The 20,233-nt window shown below is 62.8% G+C and carries 22 protein-coding genes; 4 read left to right on the top strand and 18 right to left on the bottom strand.

What is annotated here, in order from left to right; translation table 11 throughout:
* Positions 1-369: 369 nt before the first annotated feature.
* On the bottom strand, positions 370-870 hold the full coding sequence (locus BMZ21_RS22525; protein ID WP_091840227.1) for a GNAT family N-acetyltransferase: 501 nt from the start codon (positions 868-870) through the stop codon (positions 370-372).
* Positions 867-1,160, bottom strand: a complete 294-nt coding sequence (locus BMZ21_RS22520; protein ID WP_244543967.1) for a type II toxin-antitoxin system TacA family antitoxin — start codon at positions 1,158-1,160, stop codon at positions 867-869. The genes BMZ21_RS22525 and BMZ21_RS22520 overlap by 4 nt, the downstream gene beginning before the upstream one ends.
* A 482-nt stretch (positions 1,161-1,642) precedes the next feature.
* Here BMZ21_RS22520 and BMZ21_RS22515 point away from each other — a divergent pair, with 482 nt between their 5' ends.
* Complete coding sequence (locus tag BMZ21_RS22515; RefSeq protein WP_091839901.1) at positions 1,643-2,167, top strand: GNAT family N-acetyltransferase; 525 nt, start codon at positions 1,643-1,645, stop codon at positions 2,165-2,167.
* Here the strand turns inward: BMZ21_RS22515 and BMZ21_RS22510 are convergent.
* On the bottom strand, positions 2,134-2,526 hold the full coding sequence (locus BMZ21_RS22510; RefSeq protein WP_244543966.1) for a succinylglutamate desuccinylase/aspartoacylase family protein: 393 nt from the start codon (positions 2,524-2,526) through the stop codon (positions 2,134-2,136). The genes BMZ21_RS22515 and BMZ21_RS22510 overlap by 34 nt on opposite strands.
* 220 nt (positions 2,527-2,746) lie before the next feature.
* Here BMZ21_RS22510 and BMZ21_RS30650 point away from each other — a divergent pair, with 220 nt between their 5' ends.
* Positions 2,747-2,977 (top strand): hypothetical protein, encoded by a 231-nt coding sequence (locus tag BMZ21_RS30650; protein WP_208862348.1) that lies wholly within the window; start codon positions 2,747-2,749, stop codon positions 2,975-2,977.
* 348 nt (positions 2,978-3,325) lie between these two features.
* Here BMZ21_RS30650 and BMZ21_RS22500 read toward each other — a convergent pair whose 3' ends face one another.
* Positions 3,326-4,543, bottom strand: coding sequence for a type II toxin-antitoxin system HipA family toxin (locus BMZ21_RS22500; RefSeq protein ID WP_091839899.1), 1,218 nt, complete (start codon positions 4,541-4,543; stop codon positions 3,326-3,328).
* Positions 4,536-5,114 carry a helix-turn-helix domain-containing protein gene (locus BMZ21_RS22495; protein WP_091840219.1) on the bottom strand — a complete coding sequence of 193 codons (579 nt, stop codon included), beginning with the start codon at positions 5,112-5,114 and terminating at the stop codon, positions 4,536-4,538. The genes BMZ21_RS22500 and BMZ21_RS22495 overlap by 8 nt, the downstream gene beginning before the upstream one ends.
* Before the next feature lie 485 nt (positions 5,115-5,599).
* Between BMZ21_RS22495 and BMZ21_RS22490 the strand changes: the two genes are divergently transcribed.
* Complete coding sequence (locus tag BMZ21_RS22490; RefSeq protein ID WP_167561715.1) at positions 5,600-6,082, top strand: GNAT family N-acetyltransferase; 483 nt, start codon at positions 5,600-5,602, stop codon at positions 6,080-6,082.
* Here BMZ21_RS22490 and BMZ21_RS22485 read toward each other — a convergent pair.
* The 10 genes from BMZ21_RS22485 to BMZ21_RS22440 form a co-directional block, all read right to left on the bottom strand.
* The gene (locus tag BMZ21_RS22485; protein ID WP_091839895.1) at positions 6,049-7,062 is read right to left on the bottom strand and encodes a succinylglutamate desuccinylase/aspartoacylase family protein; all 1,014 of its coding nucleotides are present in this window, start codon (positions 7,060-7,062) and stop codon (positions 6,049-6,051) included. The genes BMZ21_RS22490 and BMZ21_RS22485 overlap by 34 nt on opposite strands.
* Positions 7,063-7,072: 10 nt before the next feature.
* Entirely contained in the window at positions 7,073-7,822 is a 750-nt protein-coding gene (locus BMZ21_RS22480) for an amino acid ABC transporter ATP-binding protein (protein ID WP_091839892.1), read from the bottom strand.
* A gap of 23 nt (positions 7,823-7,845) precedes the next feature.
* Complete coding sequence (gene ehuD / locus BMZ21_RS22475; RefSeq protein WP_091839890.1) at positions 7,846-8,505, bottom strand: ectoine/hydroxyectoine ABC transporter permease subunit EhuD; 660 nt, start codon at positions 8,503-8,505, stop codon at positions 7,846-7,848.
* Positions 8,495-9,154: an amino acid ABC transporter permease gene (locus tag BMZ21_RS22470; RefSeq protein WP_091840217.1), complete on the bottom strand. Its 660-nt coding sequence runs from the start codon at positions 9,152-9,154 to the stop codon at positions 8,495-8,497. Before BMZ21_RS22470 ends, ehuD begins: the two co-directional genes overlap by 11 nt.
* Positions 9,155-9,162: 8 nt before the next feature.
* Positions 9,163-10,035 (bottom strand): ectoine/hydroxyectoine ABC transporter substrate-binding protein EhuB, encoded by an 873-nt coding sequence (ehuB, locus tag BMZ21_RS22465; RefSeq protein ID WP_091839888.1) that lies wholly within the window; start codon positions 10,033-10,035, stop codon positions 9,163-9,165.
* Between the two features lies 1 nt (position 10,036).
* Positions 10,037-10,636, bottom strand: coding sequence for a hypothetical protein (locus BMZ21_RS22460; RefSeq protein ID WP_143079761.1), 600 nt, complete (start codon positions 10,634-10,636; stop codon positions 10,037-10,039).
* A gap of 730 nt (positions 10,637-11,366) precedes the next feature.
* Entirely contained in the window at positions 11,367-13,145 is a 1,779-nt protein-coding gene (locus BMZ21_RS22450) for an ATP-dependent helicase (RefSeq protein WP_091839882.1), read from the bottom strand.
* Positions 13,135-13,728, bottom strand: coding sequence for an ATP-dependent endonuclease (locus BMZ21_RS30850; protein ID WP_342029047.1), 594 nt, complete (start codon positions 13,726-13,728; stop codon positions 13,135-13,137). The genes BMZ21_RS22450 and BMZ21_RS30850 overlap by 11 nt, the downstream gene beginning before the upstream one ends.
* The gene (locus tag BMZ21_RS22445; protein ID WP_244543964.1) at positions 13,635-14,918 is read right to left on the bottom strand and encodes an ATP-dependent nuclease; all 1,284 of its coding nucleotides are present in this window, start codon (positions 14,916-14,918) and stop codon (positions 13,635-13,637) included. The genes BMZ21_RS30850 and BMZ21_RS22445 overlap by 94 nt, the downstream gene beginning before the upstream one ends.
* Positions 14,919-14,987: 69 nt before the next feature.
* Positions 14,988-15,896 (bottom strand): restriction endonuclease, encoded by a 909-nt coding sequence (locus BMZ21_RS22440; protein ID WP_091839879.1) that lies wholly within the window; start codon positions 15,894-15,896, stop codon positions 14,988-14,990.
* A 170-nt stretch (positions 15,897-16,066) separates the two neighbouring features.
* Between BMZ21_RS22440 and BMZ21_RS22435 the strand changes: the two genes are divergently transcribed.
* Complete coding sequence (locus BMZ21_RS22435; RefSeq protein ID WP_091839876.1) at positions 16,067-17,995, top strand: ATP-binding protein; 1,929 nt, start codon at positions 16,067-16,069, stop codon at positions 17,993-17,995.
* 84 nt (positions 17,996-18,079) lie between these two features.
* On the opposite strand, the gene BMZ21_RS22430 is transcribed toward BMZ21_RS22435, so the two are convergent.
* From BMZ21_RS22430 to BMZ21_RS22420, 3 genes are all read right to left on the bottom strand, one after another.
* Positions 18,080-18,799, bottom strand: a complete 720-nt coding sequence (locus tag BMZ21_RS22430) for a poly-gamma-glutamate hydrolase family protein (protein WP_091839873.1) — start codon at positions 18,797-18,799, stop codon at positions 18,080-18,082.
* 323 nt (positions 18,800-19,122) lie between these two features.
* On the bottom strand, positions 19,123-19,638 hold the full coding sequence (locus BMZ21_RS22425) for a nuclear transport factor 2 family protein (RefSeq protein WP_244543963.1): 516 nt from the start codon (positions 19,636-19,638) through the stop codon (positions 19,123-19,125).
* A gap of 272 nt (positions 19,639-19,910) precedes the next feature.
* A complete protein-coding gene (locus BMZ21_RS22420; RefSeq protein ID WP_091839870.1) occupies positions 19,911-20,207 on the bottom strand; it encodes an antibiotic biosynthesis monooxygenase family protein in 297 nt (98 codons plus the stop codon).
* Positions 20,208-20,233: the final 26 nt, after the last annotated feature.

The raw sequence follows: 20,233 nt of genomic DNA, 5'->3' as shown, positions 1-20,233 counted from the left end.
GCAATGGCAAAAGACACGCGGCGGCTCATTCATCGCTCTTTATCGTTCGGGTAAACCAACGACGTGCGAGCGGAATGGTTTCGTGAATGAAGTCAAACCGGCTTTTCCGCTTTGGATCGCCAGTCATTAGATATGAGGCGGCGATACTATAACCGACGCCCGCACTGCTCGTTGGGCTACTGGCCATCAGCACCAGCCGCCATGGTAGGGCGCGTATTGCATAGCGTTAAACCGGACATTTCCGGAGTCAGTAAGGGCCCTGGCTATGCCAGGCCGCACCACGATGCCACCGGCAGGGTTCGGTGTCTAACGGACCGGGGGCAATCCAGTCAGCTTAACTGAGCGTCCACAAAACCGGCAGCAGGCCATTCATCGCGGGCTGGCGACCGCGGACAAATCGCGTAGCGTGACCATCAGCATCATGGGGTCGAGCGGCGAGGGGGTGAAACCAAGCGCGAGGTAGAACGCCTTGGCCTCCTCCGAAATCGCATGCACGAGCAAGCCGCGGATGCCTAGGACCTCTGCCGCCTGCATGAGTCGAAACCCGGCATCCCTGACCATAGCCCGACCGACGCCTTTGCCCTGATGGGCAGTGTCGATCGCCAGCCTGCCCAGCACCGCGAACGGGATGGGATCAGGCATGTTACGGCGAATCTTTCCTGGGGCTTCCGCCTGCGTAACAGCGCCGGAGGCGAGTGCGTAATAGCCTACGACGCGATTGCCCTCGCAAAGGACGAAGGTGCGCGATGCACCGCTGGCCTGGTTGCTGCGCGCACGCTTCAACAGCCAGTCGTCGAGCTCGGCGACACCGGAGTTGAATCCGGCAAGTTCGTGATGATCTGCCAGCGGCACGGGTGCTGAAAGCGTCACGCAGCGTCCCACGGCGCCTTGGTGGTCATGGTGCGCTTCAAGCGATCATTCGGGTTCGCAGGTGCATCGAGCCGCTCGACAAACTGGGCGTAGACCTCGGCGCTGACCGGAAACACGACGCGATCGAGCAGGACACGCTGCGCCCGCTGCTCGGCTGCCTCGAGCATGAAATCGGTTCGGTTCTGTTTCACCAGAGCTGCGGCGCGGTCGATGAGACTGCGGATGCTTGGCTTGATGCGCATGTTCAGCGGTTCGCTGTTCTCGGCATCCCTTGTGCGGATCGTTGCCATAGAAATCTCCTTGGGGTCATCATACTGTAACGACGCGGTCATTACAAGTGTTGTAATGACGCCATCATTACAATTTGTCGCTAGCCGCGTAGGGTGCGGAATTGACCGGAACGCGCGCATGCGCTCTGAACGCCGCAGGCGATGTTCCTCCCGAAAGATGGCTGATTTCACCTAAAGCGCGCCTCGATGCGATGAGGCAGCGATACCATAACCGACGCCCGCACTGCTCGTTGGACTACTCGCCAGCACCAGCCACCACGGGATGGGCGCGTATTGGATAGCCTGAAGCTGGACATTTCCGGAGTCAGCAAGGACCCTGGCTATGCCAGGCCGCACCACGATGCCACCGGCATAGTTCGGTTCGTCAGCTGCGCCGACGTCCCCGCTTGGCCGCGCATGAAGTCCATCCCGGGATTCCGTCAGCCCGAGCTCGGAGACTAACGACAAGACTGGCCGTCGGATGGAAAGTCCGGAGGGCATCAATGCCAGTCTCGTTGCGGGTGCTCGGTCTTGACGACGAGAACGTGGTCGCCGGCATTGTTGTCGATCGCGACAAGGAGCCCTATTCCGGCGGCCCGATCGGCGACGTCTTCGCTCAGTTGCGAGCCTCGCCGCCACGCCAGACACCTTTTGCGGTTGTCGATGACGACAGGGTCGTCGGCTTCATCGTTGCGCGGGAAGGCGCGGCTCTGCCCGACTGGGCGGAAAAGGGCTGCATCACCCTCAACAATCTGCGGATCGACACCCGCCTCCAGGGCCGCGGCTATGGCAAGGCCGCGATCCGTCTCGCCGCACAATGGATCGCGCGGGAACGGCCGATTGTCACTCAGGTCATGTCGAGCGTGAACGTCGCCAATCTCGCCGCCTTCAACTTGAACCTGGCCTGTGGATTGACGCCTACCGGGCGGATCGTCGAAGGGCGCCTCGGTCTCCAGCGGATCATGAGCGCTCCGATCGAGCGCCTTGTCGGCGGTCAGGCCGGATCGACGTCGACGAGCAGCTTGTAGAAGCAGTCGCCCGGTTCGGTCAGCACCGGGGCACGTCGACAGGCAACCATCCCGTCCTCGGTGAACGAGACCGGTTCCGGCGCCTGCCACGGCCGATCGATGGCATGGATGACACCGGCAAGCTGGCCGGCCCGGACGACAGCGCCCAGCTGCGCTGCCGGTTCGAACAGCCCCTTGCGCATGGCGTAGACAAAGGCTCCCCTGCTCCGCACCCGCATGAAGCGCGTTGGCGGCGCAGGATCGCCGGTTGCGCCCGACCACATGCCATATCGCTGCAAAACGCGTCGTAATCCGCGCTCCGCGATTGCCAGCCCGTCCCGCGATAGCGCGGCGCCACCGCCAAGTTCGGCGGTCAGCACCGGCACTCCGGCCCCCTGCCCGACCGCTGAGAACGTCGTCCTGCCCCCGCCGCCGGACAATCCCGTCAGGGTTGCGCTGGTCGATGCGCTGACCGCGTACGATCTGACGCCCGATCAGAGCGAGATTTTCAGCATCGGCACCGGGAACGCGGCTTTCGAACTGAGCAGGCCCGGGGTTTTTGGCGGCTTGTTGGCGTGAAGGGAGGCCATCAAGGCGGCAATGCTTCTGACAACCGACAACACAACGGCGCAGGCGAAGCTGCTTCTCGGCCCGGGGCGGTGTCTGCGGCTTGAGCCGGCGGGCGCCAATGCGCTCGTAGAGCTCGACGACTATGACGGGGCCTTCGCGCGGCTTCCCGCGCTCGCGCAGCAGGACTTCGCCAAGAACAGGGACACCATAGCGCGGTTTTTCTCTAAGACGGTTCTGCCCCGCGAACGGCATCATTCGTGAACCGATGTTGCCGGTGCCCCCGGCATACCGGTCCGTGCTCTATGGCGCCTGCGGCGCCACAGAGCCGCGCGCCGCGTCTCCGCCCATGCGGGTCACGATCCCTGGCATGGAAGGAAGAACAAGGAGCCCGCGAAGGCGCCGCCCTCCCGCCCTTGGCACGGGTTCTACGGACCGGGCAGGCGCGCGTCCGGCTGCAGGGCTGCAAGCCCCGTGCGGGCCGCAGGCCAGCCCGTCCCGAACGCACGCCGACCCGCACCCGCCCGCTCTCGGCGAGGGCCAGGGGTGCTGCCGCAGCCTTCTTTTCAGGGGCGGCGGCCATGGCCGGCTTTGTTGAAGCGAAGGGCCGCGCTAGGCGCGGGCCAAAGGCAGGCTGTCGATATGGCGGTCGATGGCGCCGACGGTTTCGCGTGAGAGGGGAAGGTGGGCCTTCTCGCCGGTCCAGAGCGTTCTGAATGCGTCCACAGTCGCCGCCGCTGTATCGAGAACGAGCCGTTCCGGCAGCCGCGCCTTGGCGGCGAGGTAGGCGAGCTCGTCCATCGTAAACTCCGCCATGCGGCGTGTCCTGGCGTATTTGAGGGCGGCGTTTTCGTCGGCGATGTAGGGCACCGTCGATACGAAATCATATGCCGGTGCCAGTTGCGCTGTGCGGCGGTCCGGGTAGAGCAGAGAGCAGTTCTTCAGGTGCATGTCGGCGTTGCCGATGAGCGTGTTGTAGACAAGGCGGCGAATGAATTCCGCCGCGCCGTCATCGCCGGTTTCCACGCCCAGAACCCCAGCGATCAGGCGGTAGCTCGCCTTCTCGTATTTATCGTCGGGGAAGACGCCGAAAACCTGCGCGAAATCCTCCATATGCACCGGGCCCGCTGCCGTCCGGTCAAAGCGCCGGACGGCAAGCGCCGGGCCGTCGAGGCGGCCGATGCCCTCCGGCAGGCCCTCGATGGAGTCGATGTCGACGAGCTGCACCTCCGGGACATCCATGCCCAGGCGCGCTGCGAGCGTCATCATCGAGAACTCGTTCTCGGGCACGCGCCCGAATCGGGCGGACGGCAACTTCACGATCCAAGAGCCGCCGACGCCCGCCGCCGGGATCGTCAGGCCGTTGTTGCGGCGGTCACTCTTGACCGCCGAGAACTTGAGCTGCACCCCCGCGAGGGAAAAGCGCAGGACGTTGGCGCGGCGGGCGCGCTCCGCCTGGTCAGGCTCGGCGGTTCCGGCGTCGCCGTCGGCAGGCCTGACGGTCAGGGCGCCGGGAAGGTCCCGGCCGAGGACACAGAGAAGGAAGAACTCGCGCTTCGCGTTCACCCCGGCCTGCTGCGCGAGATACGTGCGCAAGGGGCCTTCCGGCAGGAGATTCGAGAAGAAGGGCGGGACGACCGTCTGCGTCGGGCGGATATCGGTGATCAGGCCGCCAAACTGGTCCTTGAAGGACAGGCTGAGGGTCGGCCTGTCTGGATCATCGATATAGGCCTGGTTGAAGGCGAACAGCGTGCGGTCACCCTGCACCAGCGTCAGGGTGCCGATGGGCGCGCCGTAAAGCAGGACGTCGAGGACGGAGACGTCACGCATCGTCATTCTCCTCAAGGCTGTAAGCAGGTTGCGGCGGCGCGGGTACGGCGTGGGCGATGCGGTTGCGCAGGTTTTGCAGGCTGTTGCGGATTTCCGAGATCGAGACGCCGTCGTCCTTGCCGTCGGCAAGGGCGGCGAGGTTTTGCGCTGCTCTGTCCACGGTAGTGAGGTCGCTGGTACTCAGCCGGAAATGCCCCAGCTCCCGCAGAATCTGGCGGAGCCTGTCGAGCCACTCTGTCTTTGGCTGCTGCCGCGCGATTTTCCCGAGAGCTTTGGCGGCGCGCTCCAGTTCTTTGTGCTCGCTTCTCGACTCTGGTTGAGGCAGTGGCGCAGCCCGCAGGACACCCTCGACGGCGGGCACAAGGTGGCGCGGGACGAGCACGAGGTCCAGTTCGAGGGCGCGGGCGAGTTCGATCAGGCTCGACAAACGAATGTCAGCGCCGCCACCCTCGATCTTCGAGATATGGCTTTGCGGCACGCCGGCCTTTGCGCTCAGGTCGCGTTGGCTCAGGCCGCCACTCTCGCGGGCGGCCTTCAGAGCGGCAATGACGGCTTCGTTGGCGTAGTGCATGATCCGGGATTGCATATCAAATCACGTGTTTGATATAATATAGCATATCAAGGACAGCGATGCAAGTCTCGATCTATTTTAACATATCAGATACTAATTTTGATCTGTTAATATAGATCGGCATTTGCCGCCAGAGCGCCGCAGACGCTGTAAGCCGGCGGCTAGACATAGGACCAAGCGGCAATGGATCACGGTCCGCCAATTAAGGAATGCCCGTTTCTAAGCGCGGACGAGGCAAGAGGATATCGCCTGTTTCCCGAAGAGCTGCAGAACGATGAATGCGTCGCCTTCCACGGGACCGCGGACGCCCATCGCGTGAAGATCATCGGCTCGGGTTTCGCGTTTGTGGGCAAGCTCCAGTCGTTGTCGTTTGCCAAGACCAGCTCATTAGCCTTGAGGTACGCCTGCGAGGCCCGGTCGGAAGCATCGCCTGAAGGATGCGTTCTAGCTGTCCGCTTCCGCGCCCTCGAAAGGCCTGGCATAGTGTGGTCGCTGGCATTGCCGTCGATCCCGACACCGGGCCCTATTCGGGCGGGCTGATCGGCGACGTCTTCGCTCAGTTGCGGACCTCACCACCACGCCAGACACCTTTTGCGCTGGTCGATGACGACAGGGCCGTCGGCTTCATCGTTGCGCGGGAAGGCGCGGCTCTGCCCGACTGGGCGGAGGCAGGCTGCATGACCCTCAACAATCTGCGGATCGACACGCGCCTCCAGGGCCGGGGCTATGGCAAGGCCGCGATCCGCCTCGCCGCACAATGGATCGCGCGGGAACGGCCGCTCGTCGCCCAGGTCATGTCGAGCGTGAACGTCGCCAATCTCGCCGCTTTCAACTTCAACCTGGCCTGTGGATTGACGCCCACCGGACGGATCGTCGAAGGGCGTCTTGGTCCCCAGAGGATCATGATCGCTCCGATCGAGCGCCTTTGCGGCGGTCAGGCGGGATCGACGTCGACGAGCAGCTTGTAGAGGCAATCGCCCGGCTCAGTCAGCACCGGGGCACGTCGACAGGCAACCATCCCGCCCTCGGTGAACGCAATCGGTTCCGGCGCCTGCCACGGCCGATCGATGGCATGAATGACACCGGCAAGCTGGCCGGCCCGGACGGCATCGCCCAACTCCGCTGACGGTTCGAACAGCCCCTTGCGCATGGCATAGACAAAGGCTCCCCTTCCCCGGACCCGCATGAAGCGCGTGGGCGGGGCAGGATCGGGGGTTGCGCCCGACCACATGCCATAGCGCTGCAGAACGCGTCTGAGTCCGCGCTCCGCGATTGCCAGTCCGTCACGCGACAGCGCGGCGCCACCGCCAAGTTCGGCGGTCAGCACCGGCACTCCAGCCCCCTGCCCGACCGCTGAGAATGTCGTCCTGCCACCGCCGCCGGAGCCGTCGCTGATGGAGGTGACCGGAGCGCCAAACGAGACTGCCAGGTCAACAAGCTGCCGATGCTCGGTCTCGCTGCCCCCGCTTCTGATCAGGGCGCAGGGGATGTAGTCGCAAGATCGTCCGCCTGCGTGCAGGTCGATGGCAAGGTCCGCCATGGGCACGAGCACGGTGTCGACATAGTGCGCGATCATCGCCGTCGGACCGCCAACGGGATCGCCTGGAAAGGCTCGGTTGAGGTTACCTGCGTCCAGCGGCGAGACGCGCCGGCCGGCCGCGACGGCAGGAGCATTGAGAGCGGGCAGCACGATGATGCGCCCCTGGACATCGGCCGGATCGATCTCGCGCACCAGCGCCGCAAGCGCGACCTGCCCTTCATATTCGTCGCCATGGCTGCCAGCCATGAGCAGCGCCGTGGGTCCTGCTCCGTTCCGGATGCAGACGATCGGGATCGGGACGACGCCATAACCCGACAAGTCCGTCGAATAGGGCACGCGCAGCCAGTCGCATTGCTTGCCATCCGCCTGGAAGTCGAGTGGCGTCCAAACCTGTGTGGAGCTTGTCATCGGCGCGCGCTCAGTGCTTCAGGACGGTATTGAGGAACAGCCGCGAGCGGGGATGCCCCGATGGGCCGAAAAAGTCGCGCACGGGCGCATGATCGACGATGGATCCGCCATCCATGAAGACGACCTGGTCGGCGACTTCACGGGCAAAGCCCATCTCGTGGGTGACGCAGATCATCGTCATGCCGTCGCGGGCCAGCGCGACCATGACGTCGAGCACCTCCTTGATCATCTCCGGGTCGAGCGCCGAGGTCGGCTCGTCAAATAGCATGAGGCGTGGGTTGAGGCAGAGCGCCCGGGCAATCGCGACGCGCTGCTGCTGCCCTCCAGACAGCTGGCCGGGATAGGATTTGGCCTTCTCCGGGATCCTGACCTTTTCGAGATGTGCCATGGCAATGTCTTCCGCCTCGGCGCGGCTCTGGCCGGCGACACGGCGCAGTGCCAGCGTGCAGTTGGACAGCACTGTCAGGTGGGGAAACAGGTTGAAGCTCTGAAAGACCATGCCGGTCTGGCGGCGCGCCGCGGCCGTCTCGCTGGCGTTGAGACCAAGTGTCGTCCCCGCCAGGCGCAGCGTGCCTGTCTGGTAGCTGCCCAAGCCGTTGATGCAGCGGATGAGTGTCGATTTGCCCGAACCCGACGGCCCGCAGACCACGACGCAGGCGCCGCTTGCGACCGCAAGGTCAATGTCGTTCAGGACGTGGAGGGCGCCGTACCATTTGTTGAGGCCCTGGATATCGACGATGGACTGCGATTGCGTGCTCATGGTCCGGTCCGGGTTTGGCTGAATTATCGTGCGCCGACGGCGAGCAGGCGCCGTTCCAAACGTTTGACGCCATGGGAAATGACCAGGGCGAGCACGAGGAAGATGAGGCCGGCGACGACCAGTGGCTCGGTGTAGCGATAGGTTTCCGAGGCGATATCGAAGGCGCGTCCGAGCATTTCGGGAACCGCCAAGACGGCCAGATAGGGCGTCGCTTTGAGGATCGAGACGAAATAATTGCCGAGCGGGGCGGCGATGTTACGCAGCATCTGTGGCGCGATCACGTAGATGAGGGCATCGCGCCGGCTGAGCGACAGCGCCCGGGCAGCCTCCGACTGGCCCTTGGGAATAGCGTCGATGCCGGCCTTGAAGACCTCGGCGAGATAGCCGCTGTAATAGAGGCTGAGCCCCAGCACGCCGACCGTCAGCGAGCCCAAGCGAATGCCGTAGAAGGGCAGGACGAAGTACAGAAAATAGAGCCAGGCCAGAACCGGTGTCGACCGGATGAAGTCGATGACGAAGCCGATCGCGAGGCCGACGACGCCACCGATGCGTCGTAGCATGTCGAAGAGGAAGCCGAGTGCGGCGGCACCCAGACAGCTGACGAATGCCACACCTAGGGTCGTGCCGATCGCGCCGAGAATGGTCGGTACGCTAGACAAGGCGAAGGCTAGATCAAACCCCACTGGAGCGGCTCCCGGGTGCGGCCACCCGCGCCTCCAGCCAGCGTCCAGCAAGGGCGATCGGGTAGCAGACGACAAAGAAAGCAAGCAGGAGCGCCGTGTAGATCGCGACGGGATTGTATTCGACCTGTGCGATTTCCTTGGCGCGGAACGTCATGTCGGTCAGCGTCACGAGGGAGACCAGCGCTGTCGCCTTGACCAGCTGAATCAGGGTGTTGACGAAGGTCGGGCTCATCGCGATCAGCGCCTGTGGCAGCTCGATCAGAAAAAGGATCGCCGGGCGCGACAGACCAAGAGCCGCACCCGCCTCCTTCTGGCCCGCCGGAATCGCCTGCAGACCGGCACGCACCGCCTGACTGGCATAGCCGCCGGCGTTCAGGCCGAGAACCATCGCGCTCACCGTCAGTGCCGACAAGGTCACGCCGACGACGGGCAGCGCGTAGTAGAAGACGAACAGCAGGATGATGACGGCCGAGCTGCGCCAGAACTCGATGACGCCTGTGACCAGCAGACGCGCGACGCCGCGCGTGAGATATTGGGCGACGCCGAACACGAGCGCGAAGGGAACGGCGAAGACGAGGCCGTAGGCGGTGACGGTCAGGGTTGTGCCGAGCCCCTGCAGAATGCCCAGCCAGATCTCGAACAGGCTCATCGGCATCGTTATGGCTGCCCTTTGCAGAGATCGGCAGTGACGATGCCCGGCGGCACGGCTTCCTGATCGCCGAAGCCGTATTTCATCATGATCGCAGCGAAGGCCTCGGTGCGTTTCAGCTTGGCGAGCTGTTGATCATAGGTCGCACGCAGATCGACATCCTCCTTGCGGAAGGCGATCGCCGCGAAATTGGTCTGCGCTTGACCGACGTCGAACGGCGCCACGCGTTCGAGGCCGAGACCGCCCTTCCCGGCCAGAAGTCCGATCACGGTCGGCGACGCCATCAGTGCTGTGTCGATGCGGCCGGCGCGCAGTGCCGAGAGATTGGATTCGATGTCGGGAAACAGCAGCATGCGGTTGCTGGGTACGCCGGCCGCGGCGGCGTTGGTGGTGACGACGCTGCCGCGGCCGGCCCCCATGACAATGTCTGCCTGCGCGGCGATGTCGGCATAGCCGTGGATCTTCTTGGGGTTGCCGGCCAGGACAATGGCCGCGTCCGGCGCCTGCAGGTCGGGCGCGCCGAAGGCCACCTGTTTGCAACGGTCAGGGGTGATCGAGAGACCCGATGCCACGGCGTCGAAACGGCGCGCCAGAAGGCCCGGGATGAGCGCCCCGAACTCGGTCACCTGGAATTCCAGGTTCTTCACGCCCAGCTCGGCGAAGGCGGCTTTGAGAATGTCCGGATGCCATCCGGTGGCTTCGCCGGTCTTCTCGTCGCGAAACCCCCAGGGCGAGCGGTTGTGGATACCAACGACGATCCTGCCTTCGCGCAGGATCCGGTCCTTGGTCGTTTCGGCAGACGCGCCGGTCCTGTTCGAGATCAGCAGCAGGGCAGCCGCCATCGCGAGTAGCCCCATCCTGTTCGCAGCCTGTGCGGCCATTTCACCTCTCCCGTTGAATTACTTGACGTTGCGAGCGGCAAAGGTCGGGTCTGCCGACGTCTTCGCGGTCGTCGTCCTGAGCCGGGCCTAAATCGACGGTTCCCCCGGCCATCAAACGCCGAAGGTCCTTGAGAGCGGATCGGACATGCGACACGGGAAAATCCGCCAGGTCGGTATTGTCCCCAGCTTCGATTGCGATGACCGAGAGCTTCGCGGCGATCCCTGCAAGCGAGAGTGCGGGCGTCCGGATAAGGCGCTCGAGCAGCTCTTGTTCGCGCGCACCGGCCAGTGTCTCGGCCGCCTTCGCTTCTGCGTAGGCCCGCCTCATGCCGCGGCGGCGCCCTGCCCTCCTCGCGGGTTGTTCGTCGACGCTTTCGGAGGAACGCCCTAGCAGCTCGGTCTCGAGCCGCTGTTGCTTCAGACAGTGCGCCGCCCTCGCGGCATGAGCCTCGATCCATGCCTGAGACAACGCCAAGGCCGGATCCGCCACCGTCGTCGAATGAGCTGGCTCGCGATCCGCAGTGCGAGCTCTGGGCGCCGTCGAACGCTGCCGTCCAAGCGTGACGAAAGGCACAGTCGTGGTATTGTCGGAATCAGCCATGATCCGAGCTCCAGACAGCTGGGTATTGGTTAGGTCGAGCATGGTGTTGCAACCACTCTGCTCGACCGCTCACGCGCTCCGTAAGAGGCAACTGGAGCGTGTGAACAGTGAGAGCCTACAAGCGTGCAGGACGAAAATCAAGCCCTATGGCATCAAATGATACTTTTGGTATAAGCGTTACTGGAGCGCAGCTTCGAGCCGCGCGCGCCTTGTTGCAGATGGATCAGAAGTCCCTCGCGGAGCTGTCGAAGGTCTCTATCGCCACGATAAAGCGATTGGAGCCAACGGTTGGGCCGATAAGAGCGCATAATGTGACGATTGAAGCGCTCCGGCGTGCCCTCGAGGCTGCCGGGATTGAGTTCATTGCCGAGAACGGGGGCGGCGTCGGCGTGCGCCTAGCCAGGCGATCCGAATAACCGGCAAATCGGCGCCGAAGTGCCCAAACTAAAACCGGACCGGGCCTCCGAAGACCCGTCGCGACCGGAAGTCGCCCATCTGACACTTCACCGCAGAGTTCATCGCTGGGACCCTCTCGGCGATTTCAAGCGCAGTTGGTGCTGCCGGCATGCCCAACGCGCAATTCTGGCCCTTTGCGGACAATCGCAACGTCGGCTTTCTGGCTGTCTAACTAACGACCCCATCGCAGAACACAGGCTTGGTCCGCTGACGAGCGCGGGGCGCTATAGTCACGCGGCGTCAAATGATAGCGAGGGATATCAGCCGCGGTCGATCAACCTTGGCTTCGGGCGTAGAGCTCTATGACCCATGGCGAATGGTGATGTTCTTGAAAAACCAGGCTCAGTTCTTTCCGTGGACGTGTAACGCCGACGTAGAATAGCCGACGCGCTTCACGCAGGCTCGTCGCGCTTCTCTTGTCGCGCTCACTGGGGAAATCGCTCGCATTCACGCCATACATCACCACCGCGTCGAACTCTCGTCCCTTCGCGCTGTGCAGCGTGCTCAGGCTGACGCGCCCGGTACCCTCGACCCGGCCGGCGAAATGAGGAAGCGGGATATCCAGATTGCGGGCGGGATCGGTGTTGCCGATCATCTCGGCGCAGACGTCCCACTCCTGCTCCAGGTTTCGCGCACTCGCCCGCCACCCCGCGATCAGCTCGCGATCGAAGCGATGCAACCATTCGTGCGTGCTGCCGCTGAAGCCAATCGTGGCCTGCAGGAAGCCCATCAGTTGGTCGGATAGGCGCTGCTCCTCGTGGTCGCTCGCATGTCGGCCATAGACCAGGGTGAGCGCCTGGCCGAGCAGGCGCCCGAAGCGCGGTTCGGCATTTCGCCAGCCTCCAACAACCCACCTGGCGCAGTCTTCGATGAAGCGGGCGAGCCGTGAACTGCGCCTGACAATGGCATTTCCATCGGTGCGGACGAAGGGGATCCCGGCTTGCTTCAAAGCCAGGGCGACCTTGTCACCGAGATAGGCGGCCCGGTAGAGCACAGCGACTTCGTCGAGCGCGATGCCTTTCTCGACAAGCTTTGGGATCACCGTGTCTGCGACCGCCTGCGCTTGCATGCAGTGGCCCAAAGGCACGGACCAGAATGTGAGCTCCCCCTCCGGCGCACCGGCAACTTCACGATAGTCCCGTTCCTCGCCGAGCGCGCCGAGGGACGCACGCACGATCCTGCCCCCCGACCGGTAGTTAAAACGCAGCCTGATGGTCCGGACATCGCGACGGGCAGTAAGGCTTTCGAGCAATTCCGGATTCGCGCCGGTGAAGCCGTAGATCGATTGGTCAGCGTCACCGACCGCGAAGAGGCGGATGCCACCGCCGAAGCACAATAGCAGGACGAGCTCGTGCAGCGCGTAGCCGAGATCCTGATACTCATCGACGAACAAAACCGGAAAGCGCGCGCGAAGCGCATCTCGGATCCAGGCGTGCTCTTTGATCATGCGATAGGCGAGAAGCGGCATGTCATCGAAATCGATCAAGCCCTGTCTTCGCAGTTCGCTCTCATAGGCTTCGACGAACGTCGCAAGCCCCGGATTCCGGCCTCGCCACTCCGGCCGGCTGCGATCGACGTCACGGCGTCGCTTCTCAGAGGCAAAGCTCCACCGACGGTGCGGATCGTCGATGCCACCGATCGCGATCGCATATGCCGTCTCGACCGCAGCGCGCGATTCCCCCCGTGTCGCGACCCTGAAATCGGCGGTCAGACCGACGGGCACGCATCGCGCATAGGGCGCGATGACCTGGCTCAGCGCGAAGCCATGCACCGTCCCCATGAAGGCCCGATCGCCAGTCGCGACACCGAGGCGGCCAAGGCGCGTCTCGAGCTCGATCGCGCACTCGTTGTTGTAGGTGATGCAGGCAACGCCGCGCGGATCGGCCACGTCTTCCGCGAGCGCGCGCGCCATGGCGGTGGTCAACGTTTTGGTCTTTCCGCTGCCCGGCCCGGCGAGCACAACGCAATGGCCGCTCTCCTGTACGGCAGCGAGTTGCTCAGGGTTTGCGCTGAGCTCGTCGATTGCGCGAAGGAGCGGCACGCTACTGGACACGGCTCACAACCCATCCGATCGCATCGGAAATGTATTTCGGAGCTCCGAGCGCTATGGCCTTTTTCGAAAGCCTTGCGCTCAACCGGCCCTTGCCAATGTCGGCCACCATCGCCAGCAATTGCGATGGATCTACTGGCGCGGTGCTGGCGCGCCAGTTCGCGATGCGCTTGGTGCGTATCGAGCCGAATCCCTGGTCGCCGAGGATGTCGAGCAAGGGACTCAACAGCGCGGGCGTGTTCGCGACCGAGACTTCGAAGGTCTGGTCATTGAGGAAGACGCCCGACGCGGCGGCTGTCGCTGCGAACTCCGCATAGGCTTTGGCATTCCATTCCGCGTGCTGAGCCGGCGTCAAGGCTGGCTTACCTCTGACTTGGAGCATCGCTTCCCACAAGTCGATCGTCCGTTTCCTTCCCAATGGCGGTCTCGTCCCGTCCAACGGATCCCAGTCGGTTATCACCGCGTAGGGCATGCCGAGGGCCTCCGCGAGCTTCACATAGGGTCCGAAATTCGTGCCGGCGACGTTGCAAACGGTGATCCCGAGATCGTCGAGGTGATGGCCAATCGAAGACGAGAAGACTGGCACGAGGCCTCTTCGGCATCGCCTTCGACGAAGATCACGCCGCGGGCGAACAGCAGCTCGGCGCGCGTAGCGTCGAGATACGTCTCAACGTCGTCCAATTCGTCAGGCGTCACCGGCAGGTTGGCCAGCGAAAACGCATGTGTCGAACCCCCGCGCGTTTTCAGCTGAATGATCGACCGCAATGGCGCGACGGCGGCCAATGTCGGCGAATGGCTGGTGACGACGAGAGCTTGCGACCCATCAGCCCCGCCAAGCAGCTTCTTGAAAACGGAGCGTTGAAGCTGCGGGTGGAGATGCGCCTCCGGCTCCTCGATGCACAGAAGCGAAAAATTTCGCTCGTTCTTCTTCCGGCGCCAGGCGAACTCTGCCAGCTTCAACGCCAGCAGCGCGACATTCGCAGAGCCGAGACTCGCCTCGGCGATGCCCCGCTTACCCCCGTCAATGAACATCGCGATCGCCCGGAAAAGCCGGAGCGGGTCGGACGGTGCAAACCTCAACCGTGCGTCGATGTCATGCGCTTTCCCGGACAAATGAAGGATGCCGGCGCGCAGATCCTCTTCAAGCGCCTTAACGGTAGCAAAGCCTTCCAATGTCGTTGTCGCCTTGTCGAGCTCGGCGGCAACGGCATCGAGATCCGCGCGGCCGATGCCAGCGATCGCCTCCTCAAGCAGATGACGAAGCGGCGAGTTGCGCCATGAGCTGAGTTGTCCCTCGGCATCGCGCAATGCGTCGAGCACATCGATCGCCACGCGCCGGCGGACCTTGCTCGGCACCGAGCGGGTTTCGTCGCCGCCGCCGAAGACGATAAATTCGCAGTCCTCACTCGACTGCGGGATCCCGACAACTTCTGCCTTCTTGCGGAAGACATAGCTCAGCTGGGCGATCGTCGGATCGGGCGCGGTCCGGAAATCGGTGAGAAGCGCGAGAAGGCCCAGATCGCTGGTGAAGTCAGCGATCTCCAGATGGACCTCAATCGCCTCGCTGAAATCCGGCGGTGCGCCATCCCAGAGGTCCGACAGCTTGAGCTGCCGCGCCGAGTCCGGAAGCGTCGGGTCGAGGATGAGCCGGATCGCAAACAGCAGGTTGCTCTTGCCGACCCGATTTTCACCCAGCAAGACGACGTCGCCGCAAAGCGGGATTTCGACCGAGCGGAAATTCCTGAAATTTCGAATAGTGAGCTTGCTAAGGCGCATAGCGTCCGGCCCGATTGTTCTTGGTTGACGATGATCGGGAGTGAGCCCGGCAGCTGGTCGAAGGAGCGTTCACAGCGGAAAGAGGCTCCGCACCCGCTCGAACGGATTTCGATATTCCGATGCGTGCCGAACCTTGGCCGCGATGATGTCCGAGACCGAAAGGCGCCGCGCCAGGGCATCGTAGATGTCCATTCCATCGGCAAGAATGATCTTCCTGGCCGTGAATGCCTGCAGGCCGACCTCCGTGAACCCGGAGAAGCTGACGAACAGCCCACGCGTCCATTCTGGCCGCTCGTTCACCTTGCCCTGGAAGCCATGAAGTGTAGTGGCATCCGTCTTCGCGCGATGCCATTTCGCCTCGAGCAGGTACGTGTCATTGCCGTGCTGGAAGGACCCGTCGATCTGCTCGCCGATGACGTGGAAGCCGCCGCGCGCATCCATGCCCCAAGCGTTGAAAAGGTCGGTGAGCAGCGATTCGAAATGACGTCCGCGGGCCTGCGGCTCGTCTGACATCTCATGCAGTGCCAAAAAGCCCTCATCGAGCCGGCGGAGAGTCGCCTCATCGGCCCGGAATGGCCGCAGCGCGGCTTGTGAGGTCGTTTCGGCTGCTGCGGGAGCAACAGGCGCGTAGCTTGGCAGAGCCGGTCCGCCGAGCCGCTCCACGATCGCGCTGAGCCGACGCTGCGCGTTGACGACCGTCTCGGTCTGGCCTCGCCCGAGGCGATCCGCTTCCCGATATTCCCAGAGCGCAGCCAACGCCTTCGCAATCGCGCGCGGCTGGCCGATCGTGAGGAAGGCGCGTAGGTGCTTGCCTTTGCTCTCGCCATTGATCGCATAGGCATTGTCGTAGATGTCGATCCCAACTTCCTGGTGGAAGAAGTCGGCGAACGTGCTGTTGGTGAAGTCGAGGACGTAGCCCGAGCTCATCCGGAAAAGCTCATCGACGAACTTCAATTCGACAGGCCGCAGCTGTGCCATTCATCCCCCAAATGCAGCTCGCCGAGCAATCGCGCAATCATGTTGTTCATCGCGCTACCGTAACGCGTGTTGCTCGCGGAAATGCGCTGCGCTACCCGATTTTTTGGTGAAGACAACCAAAGGTTGGGCGGTATAGTCAACCACCTAGACCAAGGTGACAGGCTACGCAGATGGCGGTGGAAATTGAACCGACGCTTTTCGACGATCGCTTTCTCGACAAGCATGCCGGCGCCATCATCAGCGATCTGACTGTCGCCCTCGTCGAATTGGTCGCCAACGCGTGGGATGCGTACGCCACCCGCGTTGAGATTCAATGGCCTGACGGCACGCGCGATAGGCCGTTTTCAATCCGAGACAACGGCAAGGGCCTGACACGCGAGCAGTTCGCCCAGCGTTGGCGCACCCTAAACTACAATCGAGTCGCGGCTGAAGGCGAATTTTCCCTGCCCCCACCGGAGATCGGGGGGAGCAGGCCGCGCCGCCCCTATGGCCGCAACGGACAGGGGCGCCTTGCGGGTTTCGCCTTCTCCGACCCCTACGACGTAATCACACGAGCTGCCGGTGAGGAGGTGGCGTTCCGGGTCAAGCGCACCAGCGGAGCCTTGCCGTTCGACTGGCACGAGACGTCCCATCGTGCGGCCAACGGCCACGGCCTGGAAATCCGCGCAACCCACGCCACCCGAACCCGTACGAGCGCGGCGGCCGTGCGTGAGATCCTTGGAACTCGATTTCTGACCGACCCAGACTTCACCGTCGTCGTCGATGATGTAGCGGTCACGTTCGACGATATCCCGGACGGCTTTCTGCGTGAGAGCTTTGTCGAGGTTCCCGATTACGGCCAAGTACGGATCGTCATGATCGATGCGCAGCGCGCGGATCGCACGACACGTCAGCACGGCATCGCATGGCACGTGAATAACCGGCTGGTGGGGGAGTGCAAATGGCTGGGCAGCGACTACACTCGGATACTTGACGGCCGCACGAGCGAAGCCAAGCGCTTTACCTTCATCGTAACCGCCGACTTCCTGGCCGCGGCCGACGCAGTGCTATCGGATTGGACGGGTTTCCAGTCGACCAACCAAGTTTGGCAGCAGACCCAGGCGCTGGTCCAAGACCGGATTCGGGAGGAGATTTTTGCCCACGGCGCTCAACGCCGCAGCGAGACTAAGGAGACTGTGCGCGGACGGCTCTCCAACACCATTCGCCACGCACCGCCCTTAGCGCGTGAGCGCTGGCACGAGTTCGTCGACGCCGTCGTCGATACATGCCCCGGGATTACCGCGGAGCAGATCGAGCAGGTGGCTGGGATTCTCGCCAATCTTGAGGTCACGAGCTCGCGCTACGGCCTGATCGATAAGCTTCATTGCCTCAAGCCCAACGAACTGGACCAGCTAGACGCCATCCTCGGTGACTGGAGCGTGGCGACAGCGAAGGTAGCGCTCGACGAGATTCAAAATCGTCTGAAGCTGATTGAGGAGCTTCACGAGAAGCTGCGAGACGAGCGCGCTGACGAGGTTCGCGAGTTGCAGCCGCTGATCGAACGCAGCCTCTGGGTATTCGGACCTGAGTTCGAGAGCATCGAGTTTACCTCCAACCGGGGTATGTCCGAAGTCATCCGCAAGCTGCTCGGCATCCATGCGCGCGGTAGCCTCAATCGTCCCGACTTCGTCATCCTGGAAGATGGTAGCGTCGGATTGTTCGCCCGCCCCAAGTATGGCGATGGCTACGAAGTTGAGGGCGTTGAGCACTTAGTCATCGTCGAACTAAAACGTCCCGGCATCGCAATCAGCATGGACCAAAAAAATCAGGCTTGGAAATACGTCACAGAACTTCTCGACCAAAGCCTGATCGAGGAGTCGACCAGGGTGACCTGCTTTGTGATGGGTTCGAAGCTCGCCCCACGCGAGCGCGTCCGGGAGGAGGGCTCAACGCGGATTGTCCCCCTCGCGTACGATACGTTCATCCGGCGGGCGGAGGCTCGCATGCTGAACCTGTATGCCCGCCTGAAGGACGCTCCGTTCCTGTCAGATCAGGGTATCGACGTCGAGCAGTTTTCTCGATCTCCAGCAGCTCGAGGATTAGATCTGCAGTCGGTGTGACTAAAGACCGGGGCCGGATATCGGTCGCGCCTAAGTCCGCTTTCCGAAGTGAGCTGATATCGTTTCCTGGCGTTACCTGGGCTGCTACGCCGACAAAGATGCCAGCATTGCCTCGCGGACCGCATCGCAGAAAAGCTGCAACCTCAATACGTCGAGTAGCAGTTCGTCGCGAAGGGTACGTGGCAGTTCCAATTGCACGCCGCCTCCAGAAGTCCCACGATTGCAGATATTCAGAGGCTCGCGGCCCGCTAAACTCCGTTCCGCGGCGGTGATCTCGAAGCCTGCGGCCCCAATAGATTGGGCGATAGCAGTTCCAAGTGAGGCGTTTCGTCCACCAAGCCAGACAGTTCGTGGATCATTGCCGTCACGGCGGCCATGAACCGCGATCGCTGTTTGCGCAGAGCCGACGAGCTGCGTGGCCTGCGGCTCGTCAAAGCGGGTGGAAGTTATGTGTAGGTCGCGATGAGGCCGGCCTCTACGGATTCCTTCAAAAAGATACAGCGAGTAATCCTCGCTTGCTATCGCCGCCGCGACCTCGGATGAGCCGGGTTCTATCCACCCTCCATGGGGAGCCAGCACAACAATCGGCGTACTGAGGTCCCTAAGCCAGATCCGGTAGTCGAAATCTAGCTTCTCCTCTTTTGAGAACTCGGCGAAGTTCGCGTACCGATCTGCCATAGTTGCGACGATCTCCTCATCCGCGAATGTCCGGTCCCAGGCGATGGTCCAATGTCTGGTTGTGGCGCAACGGTGACGAATGCCCGAAGTGTGAGCGCGACGGTCTGGACCGCTGGAACGTGACATCGCAGACTACTCTTGAAAGCAGACGCTGGGTGAGCGGTAATCCGGCCCTGCCGGATCACCTCTCATGTCTGCCAGCGATTGCCCCCGCTGGAGAGCTTCGTCACGACCTCGTCGAGGTTGAAGCTCGCGGGCTTTTGTCTGACCGGGAGGCCGATTTTCAGATGCGCTCGACGAAGACGTTGTCGCGCCAAGCGCGCTTGCCGTTCATGCTGATCCTGACGCCCGCGCCGATTAGCGGGGTAGTGACCTCGCGGGGCGTGCGGCGGCGTAGCGAAGGTCGCGCATCTGCCCCGCCATCTGCGGGGCGAATGCTTGAACAACCTTTAGATGTAAGTTTCAGATCCGTCCGGGTTCGCCTTGATGTGGTATTCGCCGCTTTCGCGGAAGCTGCGGACGGTGGCGAAGGTGTCTTCCATGAACTGGACACTGGACAATTTGCCATTTCCGCCGCGCGCCAAAACTGCGAAGGGCGAGGTCACTGTCTTGCCCAGCGTGTTTGACGTATAGGTGAAGGTTCCGAAGATCGCGGCTCCACCCTCGTTCTCGAAGGCGTCCTGGATTTGGAAGTCATCGACCGTCCAATAACGGTGCACATCGATGAAGGTCCGGACCAAACCTTCGGTGCCCTCGGTCGTCCCGGCCCAGGGCAGAATTTGCTTCAGTTCCGGGTTCTGGTAGTTCAGCGAGATATATGTGAAATCATCGGTGGTATATTGCCTGACGAAGTCAATATCGGTCGGGTTCGATAAGATCGTCTGCAGTACCGCCAAGGGCGATGCTTCCGACATGGGCTCAGTCGTGGAAGGGTTCCGCGCAAGAGTGCGTGCGACGGTCGACATGATATGCTCCATTGTTGCTTGCCACTGAGATTCTAGCCGTTAGCGCTGGATCAAGCCGGGCTTGAGGGCATTTGTGCTTGTGCTCGATGAAATCGAGTCAGATAGTGCTGCCCTCCGGCTGCCAGACAAACCCCTCGCATTTTTCCGAGCATTCGGTCCGCGTAGTTGCAATCGGTCGAGCCTCTAGATGCGCCTGAGGTGGGCCGACGGTACTTCGACCTTCTTCTGCTTGGACGCACCCACCCGCCAACGGTGGAGCGAAGGTGGGGCCATCACGACCGCTCGCCTGTCAGGACATGCACGACGATTGGCGCGCCGACGAGCATCGGTTCGAGCGGCGCCATGAAGAGCGCATGTGCGTCGCTCGGTTCGAAGCCCAGGGTATGAGCGGCCAGATCGCGCCACTCGACCTCGAGTAGATAAAGGTTTGCGTCGTCGAGCGTCGGCCGGAGGCGATGTCGCAGGTAGCCGTCAGCACCGGTCAGGAGCGGAGCGACGCGGGCGAAGGCAGCTTCGAAGGCCGAGCCGGAGCCCGGTCGCAGGCGAAAGAGCGCGAGTTCGGTCACCATGGGATCTTCCCGAGTAGAAGGAAGCG

It is taken from the genome of Allobosea lupini, from assembly GCF_900109525.1.
GTDB classification, from domain to species: Bacteria; Pseudomonadota; Alphaproteobacteria; order Rhizobiales; family Beijerinckiaceae; genus Allobosea; species Allobosea lupini.
This window is presented reverse-complemented; position numbering and strand designations above follow the sequence as displayed.